General features: G+C 52.6%; 25 protein-coding genes. All 25 read right to left on the bottom strand.

Annotated elements, in window-relative coordinates; genetic code table 11:
- Positions 1-491: 491 nt before the first annotated feature.
- Entirely contained in the window at positions 492-1,082 is a 591-nt protein-coding gene (locus OGX94_RS14655; RefSeq protein WP_286569473.1) for a tail assembly protein, read from the bottom strand.
- A 53-nt stretch (positions 1,083-1,135) separates the two neighbouring features.
- Positions 1,136-1,546, bottom strand: coding sequence for a hypothetical protein (locus OGX94_RS14650; RefSeq protein ID WP_043016030.1), 411 nt, complete (start codon positions 1,544-1,546; stop codon positions 1,136-1,138).
- Positions 1,547-1,575: 29 nt separating this feature from the next.
- Positions 1,576-2,286, bottom strand: coding sequence for a C40 family peptidase (locus OGX94_RS14645; RefSeq protein WP_286569471.1), 711 nt, complete (start codon positions 2,284-2,286; stop codon positions 1,576-1,578).
- Position 2,287: 1 nt separating this feature from the next.
- Positions 2,288-3,043: a phage minor tail protein L gene (locus OGX94_RS14640; RefSeq protein ID WP_057064999.1), complete on the bottom strand. Its 756-nt coding sequence runs from the start codon at positions 3,041-3,043 to the stop codon at positions 2,288-2,290.
- On the bottom strand, positions 3,040-3,387 hold the full coding sequence (locus OGX94_RS14635) for a phage tail protein (protein ID WP_048216155.1): 348 nt from the start codon (positions 3,385-3,387) through the stop codon (positions 3,040-3,042). The genes OGX94_RS14640 and OGX94_RS14635 overlap by 4 nt, the downstream gene beginning before the upstream one ends.
- Positions 3,388-3,390: 3 nt before the next feature.
- Positions 3,391-5,907 carry a phage tail tape measure protein gene (locus OGX94_RS14630; protein WP_286569469.1) on the bottom strand — a complete coding sequence of 839 codons (2,517 nt, stop codon included), beginning with the start codon at positions 5,905-5,907 and terminating at the stop codon, positions 3,391-3,393.
- Positions 5,885-6,163, bottom strand: coding sequence for a phage tail assembly protein T (locus OGX94_RS14625; protein ID WP_008322441.1), 279 nt, complete (start codon positions 6,161-6,163; stop codon positions 5,885-5,887). Before OGX94_RS14625 ends, OGX94_RS14630 begins: the two co-directional genes overlap by 23 nt.
- A 50-nt stretch (positions 6,164-6,213) precedes the next feature.
- A complete protein-coding gene (gene gpG / locus OGX94_RS14620) occupies positions 6,214-6,621 on the bottom strand; it encodes a phage tail assembly chaperone G (protein ID WP_200030656.1) in 408 nt (135 codons plus the stop codon).
- Between the two features lie 36 nt (positions 6,622-6,657).
- On the bottom strand, positions 6,658-7,395 hold the full coding sequence (locus OGX94_RS14615) for a phage tail tube protein (protein ID WP_200013050.1): 738 nt from the start codon (positions 7,393-7,395) through the stop codon (positions 6,658-6,660).
- A 7-nt stretch (positions 7,396-7,402) separates the two neighbouring features.
- Entirely contained in the window at positions 7,403-7,801 is a 399-nt protein-coding gene (gene gpU / locus OGX94_RS14610; protein ID WP_286569465.1) for a phage tail terminator protein, read from the bottom strand.
- Positions 7,798-8,352 (bottom strand): phage tail protein, encoded by a 555-nt coding sequence (locus OGX94_RS14605; RefSeq protein WP_103849301.1) that lies wholly within the window; start codon positions 8,350-8,352, stop codon positions 7,798-7,800. Before OGX94_RS14605 ends, gpU begins: the two co-directional genes overlap by 4 nt.
- A gap of 12 nt (positions 8,353-8,364) precedes the next feature.
- On the bottom strand, positions 8,365-8,640 hold the full coding sequence (locus tag OGX94_RS14600) for a DNA breaking-rejoining protein (protein WP_008784476.1): 276 nt from the start codon (positions 8,638-8,640) through the stop codon (positions 8,365-8,367).
- Positions 8,633-8,959, bottom strand: coding sequence for a DUF2190 family protein (locus OGX94_RS14595; protein ID WP_008784475.1), 327 nt, complete (start codon positions 8,957-8,959; stop codon positions 8,633-8,635). Before OGX94_RS14595 ends, OGX94_RS14600 begins: the two co-directional genes overlap by 8 nt.
- A 91-nt stretch (positions 8,960-9,050) precedes the next feature.
- Positions 9,051-11,093 carry a ClpP-like prohead protease/major capsid protein fusion protein gene (locus OGX94_RS14590; protein WP_353622356.1) on the bottom strand — a complete coding sequence of 681 codons (2,043 nt, stop codon included), beginning with the start codon at positions 11,091-11,093 and terminating at the stop codon, positions 9,051-9,053.
- The gene (locus OGX94_RS14585; RefSeq protein ID WP_286569462.1) at positions 11,020-12,528 is read right to left on the bottom strand and encodes a phage portal protein; all 1,509 of its coding nucleotides are present in this window, start codon (positions 12,526-12,528) and stop codon (positions 11,020-11,022) included. The genes OGX94_RS14590 and OGX94_RS14585 overlap by 74 nt, the downstream gene beginning before the upstream one ends.
- The gene (locus OGX94_RS14580) at positions 12,525-12,740 is read right to left on the bottom strand and encodes a DUF6148 family protein (RefSeq protein ID WP_286569461.1); all 216 of its coding nucleotides are present in this window, start codon (positions 12,738-12,740) and stop codon (positions 12,525-12,527) included. The genes OGX94_RS14585 and OGX94_RS14580 overlap by 4 nt, the downstream gene beginning before the upstream one ends.
- The gene (locus OGX94_RS14575) at positions 12,737-14,839 is read right to left on the bottom strand and encodes a phage terminase large subunit family protein (protein ID WP_286569459.1); all 2,103 of its coding nucleotides are present in this window, start codon (positions 14,837-14,839) and stop codon (positions 12,737-12,739) included. The genes OGX94_RS14580 and OGX94_RS14575 overlap by 4 nt, the downstream gene beginning before the upstream one ends.
- A complete protein-coding gene (locus tag OGX94_RS14570) occupies positions 14,839-15,327 on the bottom strand; it encodes a DUF1441 family protein (protein ID WP_200080605.1) in 489 nt (162 codons plus the stop codon). Before OGX94_RS14570 ends, OGX94_RS14575 begins: the two co-directional genes overlap by 1 nt.
- Before the next feature lie 250 nt (positions 15,328-15,577).
- Positions 15,578-15,781 carry a hypothetical protein gene (locus OGX94_RS14565; protein ID WP_044703081.1) on the bottom strand — a complete coding sequence of 68 codons (204 nt, stop codon included), beginning with the start codon at positions 15,779-15,781 and terminating at the stop codon, positions 15,578-15,580.
- A 478-nt stretch (positions 15,782-16,259) separates the two neighbouring features.
- Complete coding sequence (locus OGX94_RS14560; protein WP_048240887.1) at positions 16,260-16,769, bottom strand: hypothetical protein; 510 nt, start codon at positions 16,767-16,769, stop codon at positions 16,260-16,262.
- Between the two features lie 74 nt (positions 16,770-16,843).
- Positions 16,844-17,041 carry a hypothetical protein gene (locus OGX94_RS14555; RefSeq protein ID WP_048221277.1) on the bottom strand — a complete coding sequence of 66 codons (198 nt, stop codon included), beginning with the start codon at positions 17,039-17,041 and terminating at the stop codon, positions 16,844-16,846.
- A 63-nt stretch (positions 17,042-17,104) separates the two neighbouring features.
- On the bottom strand, positions 17,105-17,269 hold the full coding sequence (locus tag OGX94_RS14550; protein ID WP_215532526.1) for a YnfU family zinc-binding protein: 165 nt from the start codon (positions 17,267-17,269) through the stop codon (positions 17,105-17,107).
- Positions 17,270-17,431: 162 nt separating this feature from the next.
- Complete coding sequence (locus tag OGX94_RS14545) at positions 17,432-17,938, bottom strand: DUF2514 domain-containing protein (RefSeq protein WP_286569510.1); 507 nt, start codon at positions 17,936-17,938, stop codon at positions 17,432-17,434.
- Entirely contained in the window at positions 17,935-18,483 is a 549-nt protein-coding gene (locus OGX94_RS14540; protein WP_115601849.1) for a lysozyme, read from the bottom strand. The genes OGX94_RS14545 and OGX94_RS14540 overlap by 4 nt, the downstream gene beginning before the upstream one ends.
- Positions 18,455-18,733, bottom strand: a complete 279-nt coding sequence (locus tag OGX94_RS14535) for a phage holin (protein ID WP_016150433.1) — start codon at positions 18,731-18,733, stop codon at positions 18,455-18,457. The genes OGX94_RS14540 and OGX94_RS14535 overlap by 29 nt, the downstream gene beginning before the upstream one ends.
- Positions 18,734-18,772 lie beyond the last annotated feature (39 nt).

The following is an 18,772-nucleotide window of genomic DNA, read 5'->3' as shown; positions in this document are numbered from 1 at the left end:
CAGGATGTTGCTCATCTATAACCCTGGTTAATGTGTTAGCTCAGCCCGTCAGCGCTGGGACGCTGACGTACTCTGGGAAGGAGGGATGGCTGATTACCTCTTAACGAAGGATTAAAATGACTAAATATAAGTTTGAAGCTGTCGATACGAGCACCCACCTAACGCTGAGGACCTTGCTTATGCTCTCATGAGTGCATTTGGGGCGCTTGCCTCAACAGTTGTAGGGAAGGACACAGAAAAGCAGGCTGAGTTGTTTAGCAAACTTGACCAAGCGCTAGCTCATAATCAGGGGGCAAGTAGCTATATTGAGCTTGCTCGGATTTGCCAGGCTACGAAATTTTCCCTAACCGGAGAGCGATAACCCCATTGGGTTTAATTAGTTCAAAGGCGTGTTCCTTAGGGACCGCCTTTATTTCCTTAGTATCATCAACTTTTGTTTCTTGAAATTTTACCTTTTGCTCTAAGGTCATAACTTTCTCCCACCTTTCAGCTTATTGTTTATCTTCAACATAAATTCCGGCAGAAATAATCGCGCCACCGATCCGGCGTCGCCCATAACCAAGGGGAACTGGATTACCCTGAGCAGCAGTGTTAGTTACACCACCGAATGCATACGATGCCCGATTTTCGGCATCCTGTTTGCTGGCAAGTCCTGCTGGCTGTGGCGAAAGCATTTGAACAACGCCACCAATGATCAACGCACCACCAGCCTGATAGAAGAAAGGCGAGGCCGCTGCAAAAGGCGTAAAATTTAGAACGACACCAACAGCTACTAATACTGCGCCTAGGATTGTCTGAAGGACACCGGATTTTTTACTACCTATAGTAACTGGAACAATTCTGATTACTTCACCAGTCACCGGGAAACCTAAATCATCTTCCCCAATATTTTTCTTTCCACGAAATACCGCAAAGGTCAGACCTCGCTGTTTACTGGTGTGCATGTACTGCTCGAAGCCTTTAATAGTGGCAGATAGCGCCCTGCATGCCTCGTGAGTAGTGCTAATCAAGCGATGGTGAACCTTACCAAAGGTTTTTCCCAAAGGCCCATGTAGCTCAATTTGAGTCATTACTTCTTGCATTTGTTACTCCCATAAAAAAACCACCCGAAGGTGGTTCTCATATTTAATATATTTCAATTTACAGTCATTGGTAAAATATCAACATTACCACTTTGATCCGTGAATATTCTTAACACCCTCGGTGTGTCAGGTTTGATTATAAACTCCCGCTCTTTTTTTGGTGCTCCACTACATAGCCCCTTTCCAGCGAATCCAGCACCAATAATTATTTCACCCGCTGGTAAATAAGCTCTAACTTTTTCCCCTGTTTCAAGTTCAGCAACTGGCACGCCATTCACATAGGATGTGATAGCACACCCTCCAGCTACAAACCCTTTATCACGAATGATGGTAACTTCTGTCGTATTTGGTTTTTGATGAAATTCAACCGCGGCATCAACTTCTTTTGCATTTTGTGGAAGAACTGGTTCAGTTGAACAGCCCGCAACAGCTATTGCGATTAGAAGCAGCAAAGTCTTTTTCATATCCCTATCCCCTTTGGTTTTGCAAAAGGTTAGCACAGAGACTTATACCGTAGAACCTTCATCGTCCGTTCCTGCCAGTATCCCCCATACGGCACACGCTGACTCAAATGGCCATAAAGATGGTGGAGTAACATATTACCTTCGAGCAAGATTCCGGCATGGTTCCACTTATTAGCCTGGACCTGCATGATCACCATGTCACCTGGCTGCGGCGCACCGCTGAATTCACGGAAGCCGCATTCATACCAGCAATCGTGGTAGAAGTTTTCGGGGTAACTGTCTTCCCACCAGGGGTAATCGACGCGGTAGTCCTTCAGTTCAATACCATGCGTTTGCCGGAAGTAACTCATTACCAGTCCCCAGCAATCGAAGTGACCGAGCACAAACGGGCGCTCCAGCAGCGGCAACTCGCCCCGCGGCTGGATAGTACGTACATCCCCCTCCGGCCAGCTGACGATATGCCACGGAAGCAGTGTAGCGTCGCACTGTGCCTTATCCAGTTCGCTCGCCTGCGTCGTGGCATCCGGGTGGCTGTGGACAATGGCAATCACTGTTCCCCAGTCTTCGGCAGCGGCGTAATCTTCCGGCGACAGGTGGAAATGCTCTGTCGGATCGGTTGCCAGATTACGGCAGGGAATGTACCGCTGCACCCTGCTTTTTTGCACCACTACGCCGCAGCATTCACGCGGATATTCAGCAGCAGCATGCGCCATAATGGCGTCGATAATTTTCTGACGCATATCAGCTCCTGATCAGGGATGTGCCAGGGAAGCCACCGAACGGCAACTCGTTCCCCTCGCCATGCCTCAACTTGCACGCAGTGAGCGTACCGGGACATTCATCGAGTGACGGATCGTTAACCGGGTTGTTGTGCTTGTCGAAATAACGCGTTCCGGCATAGTCACATCCATCACCTGAGCGATATTTGTTACGGATACACCAGGTACAAAGCGAATGTAGCTGGCGCGTCGGGATCATCAGCCCCTGCAGGTCCATCGGACTGGACAACGTAAACGCCACCACCTCGTTGGTTTCAGTGCTCTTGGCGTCTATGTAAAACACCTTCAGCTTTTCCTGCTGCGGATCCGCAGACGGGTTGCCCTCCGGATAGTTTTTCGCATCCAGATACTGCGCCAGTGTGTCATGAATGGTGACCTTCGCCTGCAGAAGGTCATCATAAGCAAGACACAGCGCCGTAATGGAACTATCCAGGTTAGCGACCGAGAGTGTTGGCTGTGCGCTGGTCCCGTCGGTCGCAGTCTCAATACCCTCTATCTGGCAGGGCCAGGCTTTATATTCATGCCCCTGCCACCAGATCGATTTCGCCGGTAGCTTATTTTCATCTCCACCAGCAGCGGCGATTTCATCGGCCGTGTGGGCAATATTGTGGGCGTGGAAGCGGAGAACGTCGGAAACACCAAATGCGGTGCCATCGACATCAAAAAGCCGGACAACATTGCCCGGCTCAAGTTTCTGATAATCACTGTTTAAGCTCATGGCGCAAACGCCTGTTCAAAGGTGGCTGATACGGTTTCCACCGTTTTACTTTTGGTGACGCGCTGCAGGCTGTCTGCCTCAACACGCCACAGCGCAAGATCACCGCCTGGCGGGGTAAACGAAAATGATTTCGTCTTATGGCGCCGCAGAAAAGCATAGATATCCTTGACGGTTCCCGGTTCGCCGGTAAATGAAAACTCATAGCTGAGCGTTTCATCATTCATCCCGGCACCTGATACTTGCTTATAGCCATCACCAAACTGTGCCGTGCGGACGGTATCCTTACTTTTCAGGGTCGGCTGGCTGGATGCTTTAATCCGCCACGCAAAATGCTCGATCGCCATTGCTTACCTCTGTTTTGTTGCATTCCAGATAATGCCTCCGGGCCGGACCTCTCTGGTGATACCTTCCCTGATGGAACTGTTGATCACCTGCTGATAGGCTTTCCCCAGCGCATCACCGTTTCCTTTCTGCTGACCGGAATCCCCCTGGCCTGTTGTAACCGAAACCGGTGCATACACGCTGACACCAAAAGGAGAAGCAACGCCAGCGCCACTCCCCCCGACCAGGCCACCAGTCGCATAACCGCGCATCATGCGATAAAGGTTGCCGACACCGATTCGGTTAGTGGCTTCCTGCGTAAAGACAAACTCTCCACGGTGCACCACACCTGCAGGCTCATACTTACCGCCGGACCCGGTATAACCACCGCCAGCAAAACCCAGCGCTGACGTGGCGGAACTGACCAGGCCAGCCATAGCCTGCTTCATCAGGATCTGCGTCAGCATCGACAACGTGGAACGGGTGAAATCTGCCCAGTTTGCTTTCCCTGTCGTCAGCATATCGGCCATATTCTGGCTGATGCCATCGAATGTGGCTGAAGCAGCGGACTTCATCGAACCATAGGCATCAGCCGCTGAATCGGCATAGTCAGCCCACGCTGATTTCGCCCCGGCCTGCCAGTTGCCGCGGAGCTCATCCTGTGCGGCATAATATTTCTTCAGCGCTTCCAGTTCGTTCTGATAACCCTGATCGGTATCCGTACCGCCGGCATTCATCCAGCCCTGCCGCAGCTGTGCCTCTTCGTTTTGCCGCTGCGCGCCGCGACTGCTCATGCTGCCCCCGGCAACCAGCGCTCGGGTTTTCTCCCCAATCTGAGTAACGTACTTCTGCGAGCTGTCCTGCAGGCGGTTTAACCTCTCCTGGGCAACAATCTGATCGCCCAGTCGGGCATTCACTTCGGCCCGCGCCAGTACCTCGTCTTTGTTCGCCAGCACCGATTTTTCATCGGCGGTCAGCGCGCGCTTTTTGGCGGCCTCTTCCAGCACCGAAAAGCGGGATTGTTGTTTCCACAATTCCTGCCGCTGCTGGCTGATGGTATCCGTGATGCTCTTATGCTCCTGCAGAGTGCGTAACTGCGCCTCCAGCTCCAGCGTCTGCGCGCTGGCAGTATCGACACTTTTTACACCTGCAGGTGTTTTTACCGCTGAAGGGGCTTTGGGTTTCTTCAGCGAGTCGTCGTATTCTTTTTTCGCAGCTTCCAGATTGATGTTGTAGTCAGCCTGGAGGATCCGTCCGTCTTTCAGCGCCTTGTTCAGTTCATTCTGACGGGCCGTGTACTTCTCCAGCGCAGTCTGCGTCTTTGCATAATTCGACTGCGCCTGCGCGGCATACTTCTGGCGGTCAGATTCAATCACCGCCTCGCGGGCGGCGTTATCCTCAGTGGCCTTTGCCACGCTGGCCTGCTGCTGCGCCATTTCCAGTGCAAGGCGGGCAGACTCCCGATCGTTCCAGTAGCTGGCACGCGCATCATCATTGACATAACCATCACCTTTACGCAGATTCCAGATTTCATCCGCCCGCTTAAAGGCCGCTTCAGCTTTGGCAACCATCTCCTGCGTGGTGTCAGGCCGCCCGATATCGAGCGCCGCATCCCACATCGATTTAAAGGCGCGCTTCAGGCTGTCGGCAGCAGACTCAATCGACCCCATATTGTCGCGCAGGCTCTTTGTCTGCTCACGAAAACCGTTCGTCGCCGCATCATTAGCTGCCTGCAGCGCCCCGGCTTCATCCCCGGCACGCTGCAGCTGCGCCACATAAGCAATCTGTTCCGCGGTAACGTTGTGGAACTGCTGCGCCATGGCAATCAGACCAGAGGTCGGATCGTTCGTCAGTTTGCCGAATGCCGCCGCCACCTTATCGACCGGCATACCCGACGCATCGGTAAATTTCGCTACCGCCTGACTCATCTCATCGAACCGGGCACCAGCACGCACTCCGGCGTTGACCAGCTCCGTCAGCGCGCTGCTGGTCTGGTTAAACGTGAGTCCCGCCTGCTCGCCGGATTTCGCCAGCACCAGCATGCGGTTTGAGGTCAGCCCGGCAGTATTACCGGACAGAACCAGCGTTTTGTTGAAATCAGACAGCGTGGACGAGCCCTGATACCAGGCGTAAACCACCGCGCCAGTGGCGGCAGCCAGCGCGCCAACACCTACCATCACCGGCGATATGGTGCCCAGCAGCGCCCGAAAGGTCGGAATGATACCGCCGAAAGAATCTTTAACCTGACCGCCCTGCTGCAGCAGGATAAGCCACGGACTCTGCCCACCGGCCAGCTGAGTGGCGATATCCGTAAACTGCGCAGGCAGCATACGCATCGCGGCGTTATACTGGCCGACTGAAATACCGGCCTTCTTCGCGGCGCTCTCCTGGCGGGTAAATGACTGCTGCACCTTCAGCGCCGAGTCATTCGCTGCGTCCCCCGTCTGCTTAAACTGCCTTTTAACGTACTCCATCTGCTCGTTGAACTTTGACGAATTAACGTCAAGGTTAACGACCAGGTCACCCACTGCCGTCTGGGCCATAGCGAACACCTCCTGAAATGCCCTCGGCCTTTGCCATCAGCACAGCGTCACCGGGTTCATCGTCGGCAATATCCTCCGCAGAAGGTGAAAGCAGGCTGAAGCTGGCAGGGGTTGATGTGGTTTTGGGGTCAAGCGCGGTAATGACGATATGCATCAGCGAGGAAAAATGTGCATCCAGTTGCACATCATTAAAAAAATTGTCCTGGTAGAACGTTCGCCAGTCGGCATATTCCGTTGACGACATACCAGCAAGCATGGCGCGCCAGTCCGGGCGGCGAAATTCACGCGCCAGTTTCAGGACGAATGTCAGCTCACTGGCGAGGACTTTTCCAGACTGACTGGTTCAGTCACAGCGACATCCTCCGGATCATTCGCTTCCTGCAGCGGTACCATGCCGGACAGCAGCTTCACGCTGTACTCTGCAGCGGAAACAATCTCCAGCGGCCAGGTCATCAGCACTTCATTCTGGATCTGCTCAACGTCTTCTTTCGGCGTTTTGTGCGTCCCTTTCAGGGGGTGGTCATGCCATAAAGACATGGCCACCAGCAGTGCGCCGGATTTAATCGTCATATCCATCGCCGCCTGCATGTCGGCATCAGAGATACTTTCCAGCGACTTCAGGTGTTCAAGATGCTCAATACGCTGTAGCGCCGACAGTTCGTAGAGCGTGACGGTCTTGCCGTTGCGTTCGAACGGCTCACTTTTTAAAAACATGCATTACTCCAGAAAGCGGGGCCACAGCCCCGGAAGTCAGGAAACGGTGACTTTACAGGTCGCGACAAAAAGCCCGTCGTTGGTCATCACGATAATGTCGGCGGTTCCGGCGGAAATGCCGGTTACCGTCAGCACTGTACCAGCGACAGTCACCGTGGCTTTACCTGCATCCGTGGTGGTGGCCCGGAAAGATGGATCGCTTGCGCTGGCTGGCGCCACGGTGACATTCAGCGTGGTGGTGGCAGCAACCGCAACGGTGGTGGTCGATTTATCCAGGCTGACGCCGGTTACGTCAATCACTGCAGCAGCGCTGTCTTCAGCAAGACCTGGTTTGCCGTTGTTGCTGATTTTGACAGAACGGGTAATGGTGTCTTTTGCCGTCACCGTTTTACCCAGGCTGCTTACCCAGCCACGGAACACATCGATGGCGCCATTCGGGTATTTGATTTTGTACGCCAGCACGGTACCGTCATCAAACCAGCGAACCAGATCCTGCTGCCCGCTCTCGGCAGGTTTCCAGGCCAGCGTAAAACTGGCCTCCCCCGCCGATTTCTGGCCCTGTGAAGTGGACGTCCAGTCAGCATCCGCATCATCCAGATAGGTGTCGTCGTTTGATTCGGCAGTCAGTTCACCGGGCTGCAGGTCTTTAATCTTTGCCAGGCGCGTCCAGTCAACATCTGATAATGGGTTAGCGAACGGGTTGCCCGACCCGGAATAAATCCAGAGCGTGGTGGTGGCACCCTTTACCGGCGCCAGTGGGTTTGGTGTAGTCATTACGTCCTCACATAATGTAGCTGATGGAATAACTGAGGTCGGCAGATCCCCACGTCATGGCCTCTTCATCGCGCTGATAGTCATACCCCTGAGCCGCCATCAATTCGAGAAGATTTGCCAGTTCGGGAACATCAGCCATTGCCGGATAGATGCGGTCCTCCATCCAGGAATCCAGAGCACTGTCTGTAGCCGTGGCTTTTAGAAATACCTCAACATGCAGCACGGCTGTCCACATATCTTCATCAACACTTTCATCCGAGGCTCGGGCGTCAGAAAGGTAAACCGCAACCGCCGGAAGATCCTGCTCATCCAGAAACCCAGGACGACCATCGAACCATATCACTGCATCTGAGATATTGCGCTGGAGCGCGGTTAGTACGGCTTTGCGAATATCACTGTTTTTCATCGTTTAAGGATCAGCCTCAGTTGGTTAGACAGGTTTTGTCGCATAATTTGCGGCATACGTTCGTCCATAAGTTTTGGCACTTCAGCCCGGAACGTTTCGGTCAGAGGAACGGAAAGGGGAATACTGACCACTTCAATGGGATACCGACTCTTTGTGGTACGCCGCAAGACATGCCAGCGACCGTTTGCCAGTTGTTGAATAAAGGCCCCGGGAAAACGAAAACGCCCCACACGCAGCTCACTGTTCGTACCTGACTTATCACGTTTACGCCGTGACAGACGCATACTGGATGGTCCCAGTTTGATAGCGGGAAGATTCCCGCGGTTTATGCGAATCAGAGCGCGCGGCTTCTCCACCGTAGCCCGACGTATCCGTGCACGCTGCCTGACCAGTTTTCGGGGAACGCGGGTTGATTTCGCGACAGCGGACACACTGCGATTGACCGCCTGCGTGGCGATACGGTTCACCGTCTGGGCGGAAGCGCGCGGTACAGCTCTTTTACTGATGCTGTTCAGATTAGCAATGGCTTGCTCCAGCCCCTTAATCGACATATTCCCTCCTGCTTACTCGATAAAGATGCGCGGTTTGCCGTTAAAGCGTTCGTGACGGGTAAGATGGAATTCCTCCCCTTCAAAAATCACCACGTCATTACGACGCGGCCTGTATCCTGCAGTAAACACCACCAGCGATCGCCCTGTTCCGCTCAAAGGCCCCATTTCTTCCAGAAACTCAGCCGGAATAACAATCATGGGCTCCCCGTTGATGGTCGCTGGCTTGCCCATTTTGTTCACCGTGACCGCATCCATGCGGCTGACAAGTCTGTCAAAGGGATTAGGCATTGATTTTCACGGCTACAATTGCGGAACTGGCAGCAGCATCTTCCCAGGCAACCCCGGCCAGATCGGCACCTGTCGCGTCGTTCTGCACTTTTCCATCTTTGATATGAACCTGCTCACCGATGGTGATCGCATCGGTAGTCAGCTTAGGCAGCAGGAAAACACCTTCGGTAAAACCGTCTCCCGTCTGGCCTGCCGCAATATCAGTAATGGCAATCGCCACGACTTTCCCCACCATCACCGGCGAACCACTCAGGATCTCAACGCTGCCCGTGTTGGCAATCTCAATAGTTTTGCCATGCTGTACAAAATTCTTCGCCATAAATTCAGTCTCCATCCAGCCCCATACGGGGCCGAATTCAGATACAAAAAAAGCCCTGATGGGCTGTGATGTGCTGCTTGAGTGGAAGGAATTATTTCCCGGTTGATTTCGCCATGCCGCGATAATCCAGAGGTGATACACCGGCATCGATGCGCACTTTGGTGGCAATACCGTCGGTAGTGAAACCTTCCTGCTGATCGATATACGGAGTATCAACGCCGTTCAGGTAAGCCACTTCGATGGTGTCTGTGCCCTTAGCTGCGGCCAGATACCAGGCGCTGGTATCTTTGGCATCAAGACGCGGCTCCGCGATAACTTCAGCAAAGTTATGAATTGGGTTCATGATACCGGCGTTGATATCCGCCCCTTTCACACTGGCAGACTTGATCGTCTGGTTTGCCAGGGTTTCGAGCGCGACTGGCACCAGCATGAATGCCGGGCGAATATTCAGGGGACGCTCACCCTCTTTCTGCAGACGCATCATCTTGCGCGCTTCATCAAGGCTGGCTACAGAAATCGCGCCTGCGGAAATATTACCGTGATCAGCATGGAACAGCGGCTTACCATCAGACAATTTCGCATTTTCGGTCAGAACGGCATACACCAGGTCGCCAATCGTCCCTTTTGCTGCACGGCCCATCTTCATAGGTACATCGGTTAACTGATTCAGATCGTCGTTGATGATCGCCTGACGGGTAATAGAGAAGATTTCACCGTAGGTGGCCAGCGCGATGCTTTCACCTTTATCTTTGGTGGTCACATACTTATATTCAGCACCTTCGCGTACCTGACGCAGGGATGAGAAGCCGCCCAGACCGACACGATGCGCCGTTTTAAAGTCAGACAACTGGCCTTTCTTGGTCCACTGCTCAAAAGTTTCTGCCGCTTCCTCCCAGCCCTGCAGTAACGCTTTATTAGCAACGTCGAGCAGGATATTACCGAAGTCAGACGTACTGTGCGTCAGTGCCATACCGACCATTTGCATCGGGTTAAAACTGGAAACGCCGATGCCGCGTTCGGTCAGTGCCATACGGGCATATTCGCGCAGCGTCATGCCGTTATAGACGTTGTCCCGCTCCAGGCTCTCGAAGCCCGCACGCGCCATCAGTGCCTGGCGAACTCCGTCGCCAACAAAGTTACCGTTCCCGGCGTAAATGTGCGCATCCGTGGTTTTATTCGACGGTGTTGCATTTTTGCCCAGCGCCGCCAGCAGTTCATCTTTAGCCTGAGCCACTGTGCATTCCGGATCCGCGATGCATTTATTCTGCAGCTCATGATGCTTGCCGCCGAACATCGCAAAGAGATCGTTAATTGCGTTAACACGGTTCTTTTGCTCGGCAAGCACCTGTGCACGGATAGTGGCTTCATCAGAAGTGGACGCTGGCGCTGGGGTCGTCGTTGCCGCCACCTGTGGTTGCGGTTGCTGCGGTTCGCGCTGGGTAGTATTGCGCGGCGGGGTGATCATGTTACGAATGCTGTTTGGCATCTTTTCAAAGTCCTCAATACGTTTTGATTGAATACAGGCCATCGCCTGCAGAGATGTAGTGACCTGATCGGCAAAGCCATGCGCTAAGCATTCTTTACCATCCATCCAGGTTTCATCGTCCAGCATGGTGGCGATTTCATCGGTCGTTTTTCCTGTTTTCTCCGCGTACGCCGGGATCAGGACAGACTCGACCTTATCCAGCAGATCGGCATAATCCCGCATGTCGTTGGCATCGCCACCTGCGAATCCCCATGGTTTGTGGATCATCATCATCGTGTTTTCCGGCATAATTACCGGGTTGCCAACCATCGCAATCACCGAAGCCATTGAAGCTGCCAGACCATCAATTTGAACGGTGATCGCCGCGCCGTGATGCTTCAGGGCATTAAAAATGGCGATGCCATCAAAGACATCACCACCGGGCGAATTGATGTGAAGGTTGATATGGGTAATGTCGCCCAGCGCCTTAAGGTCATTCACAAACTGGCGCGCCGTCACCCCCCAGTAGCCGATCTCGTCGTAGATATAAATATCCGCTTCGTTGTCGGCGCTGGCCTGCATACGGAACCAGGAATTACTTTTTGCGCTGGCTTTCGGACGGTGGTGCGCCCGGTTTTTTGGCTTCGGCACTTGTGCCTCCTTTGTCATTGGCAGGGTCAGTGTCAAACACCAGCCCCATCTCTTTGTTTTCGTCGATCTCTGCCTTCCGGCGCGCCTTCACATCGTTCGGGTTACGTCCGCTGGCGCGGACCCAGTCGGATTCCGTTGCCGCTCCGCCCCGGATCTGTAACTTCCAGGCATTGGCCTCTTTAACCGGATCGATCCACGGCATAACAGGGCCTGAATACACCGCCGAGTACAGCGACTCCATATCCAGACCGCGGGGTAATTTAATCTCGCCAGCGGCCACCGCCATTTTCAGCCAGGCGCGGTACATTGGCCGGGTCACCGCGCCAATAAACCAGTCCTGTAAAATGAGATAGCCATCTGTTGATTCCACCAGTTCCTGCCGCTGCGCGCTGTAGGTGCCGTTGTAGTTTCTGGCTGTGCTTGAAAAGCTGAGTCGGCTGCCTGCTGCGACAGCGCGAAGTTGCCCATTACGGAAGGTTTCAAGGTTAGGATTGGGCCGGTCAGATTTCACCATGCCGATATCTTCACCAGGCTTCAGATCGTCATAAATGATGCCTGGCTGAATCATCACTTCCCGATCATCATCATCGGAAGAACTGTTACTCTCTTCGAAGCTTTGCCCGTCCCCCTTTTTGATGTACATACCCAGCGCAGCAGCAATACGTGCGGCGGTGAGCTCAGCATCTTCATACTCTTTAAGTGCGCTCAGACGCATCAGTACACCGGATAGCATCGATACGCCCCGGGTTTGGTGCAGACGGCGGACAAATTTAAGATGCAGCATGTTTTCCGCATCCACTTCTTTGGTATCAAGCTGACGGCCTGAAACGGGCAGGCTTTTATAAACCTGATATTTCCTTGGTCTGCCCCAGTTGTCGACGAATACCCCCTGATTAAGCTGGCTGGCAGCATCGCTGTTCATGGGAATAAAATCTGGTTCAAGCGCCTCAAGCCAGAAGGGGATACCGGCTGCTGGCGTAAGACCATTCCCGGTTCCACTGACAAGCTGGGCAAACACTTCGCCATCCCGCAGCCAGGTGCGCAACATCAGGCGCTCAAGCATCGGGCGGGTAAACTGGTTCGTGACATCAGGCCTGACAGACCATTCTGCCCATTTATTACGGATCTGATCTGCCAGCTTTTTGGCGATTTTACCGTTCATCAGTTTGGGATGGGGTTCAACAATAATTCCGGCTTTCCCCACCACCCTCTCTTCCAGCTTATCGAACACCCCAATCACCAGATCGTGATTGTTATCGAGCCACCGGGCCTGCTCCCGCAGTGATACCGCCCCCATTTTGCTGAGCTGATCAGCTGAACGATTTTCACGGCGCCCTTTGTGCGTTCTGGTCGGGGTAACGGCTTCATATGCCCTGATTTTCGCGCGCGCCTGCAGACGGGCTGCTTTCCAGCCAGGCGAAAAGACCCCAATCGCATCATCTAAAAGGCTCATTCAAACCTCGCCAGTCGGTAACCGGGTCGCCCGCGGCGATGAGAAATAAGAGAAGTGAGCCGACGCTCCCACTCCTGACGCCCTTTTCGGATTTCCGACAGGTTCTCCATCGTCATTTCCTGCCCATTGAAACGGATAGTTTTGCCATCCAGTACCGCCATTTCTGCTTCGGTATATCGCTGGATCATGGCTTCAATATCAACACGGTTCACAACCATCCTCCTGATGTACTCCAAGGGTTAGCATCATCGGTTACGGGCTTTTTCCGCTTCCGTTTTTTGGTGGGTACTGGTTCTGGTGTCTGGGATGACGCTTCGCCAGCCTCCGGCGGCGCGTTCTCCAGCCAGGTTTCCCGCCTCGCCCACTCAGGAGCAGCGGGCCATTTGATTTTCTCGTAGCCGTGGAGGATGGCGAGCGCATCAGCGTAGACCAGCAGGTCAAATGCTTCGTTTGCACCACGTCCCGGCTTACTCCATTTGCCATCGGTCGATCGCTCCTCATAGGTCAGTTCATCGTAAAACCAGCTGCCGAGCCAGTCAGGGAAATGCACATAGCCAGGGCCTGGTGAATCACGCCACAAAGCATTGTTCACCCGGTCTTTCAGAGCATCGGTCTGGAGCAGGTAAAGCGGGACATCACCAGATGCCTGTGCCCGTCGGCTTGAACGTCCAGTATTATCAGGAAAGGTTCGGGAGATGAGTTTTGATCGGCGGACACTGTCGCCTTTGAACAGGTAAATCTGTTTTCCGAGTCCTTCACGACGACACTTACGCCAGAATTTATAAGCGTTGTCTGTCACACCATCCTCACCGCCGGAGTCAACGGCCATCGCCATCAGCCGCATACACCGGGTCGGATCCGATGCCAATGGCCAGGCTTTGTTAAACACATCGGTCAGCAATAAATCCCAGTCTTCCGGATAGCTTGCCGGGTCAATCTGCGGGCTCTCGCCATTGGCGTCATAGCGCATCGACTGCCTGATATTGTAGCGGTCCACCAGCCAGCGCTCACCCATGCTGCCGTAACCAGTAACCTGAACAACAAAACGCCGGTTGCGCCCCGCCTGAACATCGACGGTCGCCATAAGGAAACAAACCCCGTCCGGAACAGAGCGCTTTGGTACAACCTCCGCACGCTGCTCAAGCAGTTCACTTTTGCGCTGTTCCATGCTGGAGCGAGGAAGATACGGACGCCCAAAGTCGGTGTTGATTACCGTCTTCAGTGCTTCCTCGCTGCCGGTGGCCTGATAGTCCTGCTCAGCGGTAAGAAATTTATAGATGAGCTGCGCCCAGGTCTGGTACGCGGCGGCAGGGCCTTCCATCCAGAAGGAGGCAATGCGCGAGCGTCGCCCTTCCCCAGTGATAACACCATCGTTGTCGATGGTTTGCCCATCCCGCAGCCACTTCCCTTTCATATTGAGCGAACGCTTCATATCCGCAGTGATGTGCTCTTTACAGGCAGGGCATTGAAGACAGGCTTTCTCGCTGGCCTGAACAGGGTCCGCGATATCGCGGTAACCTGTCATATTGTCCATTTCAGGCTGGAAATATTCACCGCAATGTGGGCACGGCCAGTAAAGGCGACGGCGATCACCACGGTTGTACAGCGCCAGAATCCCCGTTGAAGGAGGTGCTTCATGCGGTGAGCTACGGCGCCATTTTGTGTCACGTATGTCGCGGCCCGGTGAACTCTCAACAAGTGTCATACCTGACGACATGAACGTTGTTGTTCGCTTTGATGCCAGTGAAAAGGCGTCACCTTCCCCGTCAATGTCTTCCGAGAAACGGTCATAGTCGGTCAGTGCCACGCATTTATAGTCCGATGAGGACATGATATTGACCGATGGCCAGCCGATTTTCAGGTAGTTCCCGGCGCGAAACGTGCGGTCATATACGTTGTTATCATTACGCCGCGGGCTCAGTCGGGATTTCACTTCAGGGCTGCAACGGAATGTACGATCAAGACGCTTTTTGGAGTGCTCGCGCGCCTTTTCCTCAGTCATCTGAATCAGGAGCATATCAGCCGGATCACAGACAACGTTGTAAACAATCCAGCCATCAATCAGACCAATGGTTTTACCCGTTCGCGCCGGACCAACAAACACTACCGCATCATATTCACGCGATGCCAGGCAGTTCATCGGTTCAATCACGTAAGGTGCCAGATCCGGATCCCATGGAACGGAGTTACCCGCCCCCATCGGCACGCGCATATAAGTACTGACCGCATCGGCCACCTGCATTCGACGCGGGGCACGTAAAATACCGGAAACATCGCGGCGGATGCCTCTGGCGGATGCCCGCTTTGCCATCAGTCCTCCTCTGGCTCTTCCTCCTCTGCTTCAGCGTCCTGCACCCTCTCCGCCATCTGATCGCGCAGGTCATCAATAACGCTCTGCACGCGAGAAACCGCAACAGGCGTTAATGCACAGTCACGCTCAAGTACATCAGGGAGGGTTTCAAGTACCATGACGACGGCTTTCGCCATCAATGAGAATTCGCGCGCCACTTCATCAGCGGGAATGAGCTGCCCCGTATCCAGCTCAAACTTGAGTCGCTCATTCTCCGCTTTCCAGTGGGAAAGCCTGTCCGATGGCAGCATGTCATCGATATTGGCTGACACAGTGGGGATCATCAGTTCGGTCAGAATGTCGGTGATCAGGTAAAGCTTTAATTTGCTGTTGCTACCTGGTGCCGGTTCAATATTTTTCAGCCTGGCGGCGACCGTCTGACGGTGTACGCCAGTGATCCCCGCCAACTGGTTGATATTCAGTTTTAAAGTGGCAATTTCCTGGTCCATGATGGTGAACACTTTTTAAACGATTCGACATCTGCACGAAATCGCCTCCAATGAGATCAATAACCTGCGCAAATGATGATGATGACCTTAGATCTGAAAAACTAGCCGTTTTCCGCGAGCATGCCGCCCCGTGGCAGGCCACCCCGCCGGGAGGACCCATTTAATAATAATGATTATCACTTGCAATGATAGGTGGCGGGCATTAAAAAGCCCCGCTCTTGCGAGGCTTATTCGATGTGATAGCTGAGTATCATTCGTCTTTTTTGATTACCACTTCTTGTGGTCTCATCTGTTGGATAGCACGACAGATGCAATATGGGATTACCGCCCATGCAACGCCCATTGCTGCACCAGCAGCCTGCTGAGGCGCACTAACAGCACCGAACACCCCGATAATTCCCTGCACAAACCCAATAACTCCGCAAATAATGCATACAACCCAGAGAAATTTCATTACCAAAACTCCTTTTATCAAAGAGTCACCATGATAAACCCATGAATTATTTAGTAAAGCATGATCGCAGACACTCAGCGAATACCTATGGGGCTGATTAACACAGCTTTGTTCAAACGAAGCGAAACCATTTCCATATCTCCTGTAATGAATCTTTTAAAGAGTCGCAATCTTTACGACTCACTAATGGGAAGACCTATTAGGCACTACAATAGATAACCTCAATTCGAGGCTATCTCCCTCAATGTATAAAAAAGGAGAAATTATGGAAGCTTCCAATGTCTTGGTTACAATTCTGTTTTCCCCTGCAACAGCAACGATACTGTGGTTTATTCTGAGCCTGATTCATTTCAGGCTTACTGGCGTTCCATTGGTATGACAACATTGCCATTACGATGGGCTTGTCCATGGTGATGGCAACAACAAATCCACTCGAAAGTGACCTTTGTGATGGCAATAAAAAACTGCCCAGAGGCGGTTAACTGAAACGTATGAATGAGCCATATGAAGCGGATGAGATGCTTATAAGACCTTCCATTCTGTTAATTATGACTGGATCTTCTTTTACTTCCTCATACCATCGGTTGACGGCTGCAATCATATCTCGGCAAAAAACATCGATTTGCAACTGAAGCTTTCCATCATAATGGTTTAAATGCACCAGATGACCTGAACCGGGAGGAGGTGTGAAATTGAATTTCATCATTCTCTTTTTGTTTTCCGGATCAACACCAGCATGAAGGCAAGAACAACGATACAACCAAAAATCTTGTGCATAGAATTTGCATTCTTCAAAACGACCAGCAGTGTATTCGCCCTCAATGTAACGGGTTACCCAGTCTCTATACCATTTCCCCGTTGTCTTCGGACTAATATCAGGTCGCTCTAAGCTTCTACAAATATCTGGCATAGCAAGCGCCATAAATAACGCTGCTAACCAATTTTCACTTTCAAGTGAAGCCTCAATTGAAGTTATGAACCTTTCCATAGATCACCTTTATCTTTTTAGGTGATTTTTTATAGCATTATTACAGGCACTCAGGGAATGCCTGCTGAATGCCACTAATCGTCGAGTTGCAATACACCGTGCTCAAGTGACTCTGAGTAGGCGATCATCCCTGTGTATTCAGGGATAATCTCGCCATCATCCGCTTCAAATTCCGGGATCGTGCCAGTGGTGATGGTGTATTGGGGCTGCCCATCTTCTTTCGCGAAGGCTGCCAGGTCTTCAATCTGCGTAGCTGTAAGAACTACTGTCATGCGCATTCAGTTGTTAAAAAGCCCCGCTATTGCGAGGCCTAGGGTTATTTGTATCGCGACCGACTACCTGTGAATGATAAAAAGCGATTTACACTTTGGGCAAAGTAATACCTGTTGCTGACGTACTTTCGTGGTCGACTGAGTAGATTTATGTCCACATATCGGACACGTGACAGTCATATTGGCTACAAGCCCAACACGCTGCATTGCGTAATCGAAGAATGACATGATGGCTGACCTTTTAATGAATGTGGTTTATCATACCGCATTCCGTTCAATTATTAACCAATTACTGTCATCCAACTAGCAAATGTGGATGCATAATGTACTCATGCTCAACAGCCAGTACATGCTTATTCTCTTTCATCTGGCGACTGCTGATTGCGAAGCTCATTGTTGGCTATTTGACTCTCTCACCGAGTCATGAATCCGCTCACACGTCATTCCAGCGCGGTAGCTTTCGTCAGCTCGTCCAGCATAATATCGAGCTTCTTCTGCAAGGCGTCCGAGCATGTCGGCGAGCACTGCGGCGTCGGCTCCGGCTGTTTTGCTTCTGACGGCAGTGGCAAGATCTGCGGTGTGCTTTGCGGCGTCCAGGCGAGTGGCAAGCTTTGTTGCTTCGGTACGCAGCTGGTTAACAGTGGCAGACAGGCCAGCAGCAGTGGCAGCGGATTTAGCGGCTTGTGCTTGTGCATCTTTTACAGCCTCATCACGGGCAATAATACGCCCTTGTTCAATCATGCGAGCGGCGGTCTGTGCGTTCGCTGTTTGCGATGATTCTACGCTGTCACGCTCGGCCCACTTCTTTTCCCAACCGCGGCTGCTCCATACACTACCCGCGAAGAATGCAACGGCCACCAGCAACAAAATAACAATGAACTGATAGCGCAGGCTCACTGGTCTATCCCCCAGCACGTCAACGCGCTTTCCTGGTCTCGCCGTTCAACCTGACCATAGCAACCGTTCTTCTGCCCTTTGGTCAGACGACAATCGCGACCACCGTCTTTTATCCACCAGCGGATCGCTTCACAGGCACCTTCACGGTCGCCAGCATTTATTCGCTTATAGAACGTAGATGGGAAACATTTTCCGGGACCGATGTTATATGGGCAGAAAGACGCGATCCCGGCTTTCTGTGGTTCGGTCAGTGGTACTTTGATATTTCGGTCAACCCACGCCAGTGCCTTATCACGCTCAATGGCGTTTACCTGATCGCATTTCTCAGCAGACAGCTTCATGCCCTGAACTACTGGCTTACCATCAACCATCGTGGCGCCACGGCAAATAGTCCAGATGCCGGAGCCATCCTTGTATGCGGTCAGACTGTTGCCTTCTTTCTCATCCAGAAACTGATCGAGAATCACGGGCGCGGAAGCCCCCGCAAGAATTAAACCAACGACCGCTGCACTCAGTTTATTCTTCAGCTTTGGTGGCATAGCCATTGCGCCGATCCTCCCGTTCTTTCCAGCGGAAATACCAGTTCACTGCACAGGTGATAACGGTGCATGCGATACCGACAATAATTGCCCAGTCGCTCAGGCTTAACCCTGCAATTCTGTCGGCCAACATCCAGGACACCTCTTTTGCTGTTTTAGCTGTTTCGGCATATGCCTTCGCTGATACACCGCAGCCGGCAAGCGTGGTTCCTGATCCATATGAAAGTCTGCTGTAAATGGTGCTCATTCTGGTCATAGCCTCACCTCCGATTTTTCGGATGGCGCTGTGTGTGAT

Origin of the sequence: Citrobacter sp. Cpo037 (assembly GCF_030332945.1) — a bacterium.
GTDB classification, from domain to species: Bacteria; Pseudomonadota; Gammaproteobacteria; order Enterobacterales; family Enterobacteriaceae; genus Citrobacter; species Citrobacter portucalensis.
Note: the sequence above shows the minus strand (reverse complement) of the source record. Positions and strands in the feature narration are given on the sequence as shown.

What these genes read in the sequence shown, in the direction of transcription:
- OGX94_RS14655 (WP_286569473.1), bottom strand. Translation starts at nt 1,082, where the DNA reads ATGCAAGAAGTAATGACTCAAATTGAGCTACATGGGCCTTTGGGAAAA.
- OGX94_RS14650 (WP_043016030.1), bottom strand. Translation starts at nt 1,546, where the DNA reads ATGAAAAAGACTTTGCTGCTTCTAATCGCAATAGCTGTTGCGGGCTGT.
- OGX94_RS14645 (WP_286569471.1), bottom strand. Translation starts at nt 2,286, where the DNA reads ATGCGTCAGAAAATTATCGACGCCATTATGGCGCATGCTGCTGCTGAA.
- OGX94_RS14640 (WP_057064999.1), bottom strand. Translation starts at nt 3,043, where the DNA reads ATGAGCTTAAACAGTGATTATCAGAAACTTGAGCCGGGCAATGTTGTC.
- OGX94_RS14635 (WP_048216155.1), bottom strand. Translation starts at nt 3,387, where the DNA reads ATGGCGATCGAGCATTTTGCGTGGCGGATTAAAGCATCCAGCCAGCCG.
- OGX94_RS14630 (WP_286569469.1), bottom strand. Translation starts at nt 5,907, where the DNA reads ATGGCCCAGACGGCAGTGGGTGACCTGGTCGTTAACCTTGACGTTAAT.
- OGX94_RS14625 (WP_008322441.1), bottom strand. Translation starts at nt 6,163, where the DNA reads ATGCTTGCTGGTATGTCGTCAACGGAATATGCCGACTGGCGAACGTTC.
- gpG (WP_200030656.1), bottom strand. Translation starts at nt 6,621, where the DNA reads ATGTTTTTAAAAAGTGAGCCGTTCGAACGCAACGGCAAGACCGTCACG.
- OGX94_RS14615 (WP_200013050.1), bottom strand. Translation starts at nt 7,395, where the DNA reads ATGACTACACCAAACCCACTGGCGCCGGTAAAGGGTGCCACCACCACG.
- gpU (WP_286569465.1), bottom strand. Translation starts at nt 7,801, where the DNA reads ATGAAAAACAGTGATATTCGCAAAGCCGTACTAACCGCGCTCCAGCGC.
- OGX94_RS14605 (WP_103849301.1), bottom strand. Translation starts at nt 8,352, where the DNA reads ATGTCGATTAAGGGGCTGGAGCAAGCCATTGCTAATCTGAACAGCATC.
- OGX94_RS14600 (WP_008784476.1), bottom strand. Translation starts at nt 8,640, where the DNA reads ATGCCTAATCCCTTTGACAGACTTGTCAGCCGCATGGATGCGGTCACG.
- OGX94_RS14595 (WP_008784475.1), bottom strand. Translation starts at nt 8,959, where the DNA reads ATGGCGAAGAATTTTGTACAGCATGGCAAAACTATTGAGATTGCCAAC.
- OGX94_RS14590 (WP_353622356.1), bottom strand. Translation starts at nt 11,093, where the DNA reads ATGACAAAGGAGGCACAAGTGCCGAAGCCAAAAAACCGGGCGCACCAC.
- OGX94_RS14585 (WP_286569462.1), bottom strand. Translation starts at nt 12,528, where the DNA reads ATGAGCCTTTTAGATGATGCGATTGGGGTCTTTTCGCCTGGCTGGAAA.
- OGX94_RS14575 (WP_286569459.1), bottom strand. Translation starts at nt 14,839, where the DNA reads ATGGCAAAGCGGGCATCCGCCAGAGGCATCCGCCGCGATGTTTCCGGT.
- OGX94_RS14570 (WP_200080605.1), bottom strand. Translation starts at nt 15,327, where the DNA reads ATGGACCAGGAAATTGCCACTTTAAAACTGAATATCAACCAGTTGGCG.
- OGX94_RS14565 (WP_044703081.1), bottom strand. Translation starts at nt 15,781, where the DNA reads ATGAAATTTCTCTGGGTTGTATGCATTATTTGCGGAGTTATTGGGTTT.
- OGX94_RS14560 (WP_048240887.1), bottom strand. Translation starts at nt 16,769, where the DNA reads ATGGAAAGGTTCATAACTTCAATTGAGGCTTCACTTGAAAGTGAAAAT.
- OGX94_RS14555 (WP_048221277.1), bottom strand. Translation starts at nt 17,041, where the DNA reads ATGACAGTAGTTCTTACAGCTACGCAGATTGAAGACCTGGCAGCCTTC.
- OGX94_RS14550 (WP_215532526.1), bottom strand. Translation starts at nt 17,269, where the DNA reads ATGTCATTCTTCGATTACGCAATGCAGCGTGTTGGGCTTGTAGCCAAT.
- OGX94_RS14540 (WP_115601849.1), bottom strand. Translation starts at nt 18,483, where the DNA reads ATGGCTATGCCACCAAAGCTGAAGAATAAACTGAGTGCAGCGGTCGTT.
- OGX94_RS14535 (WP_016150433.1), bottom strand. Translation starts at nt 18,733, where the DNA reads ATGACCAGAATGAGCACCATTTACAGCAGACTTTCATATGGATCAGGA.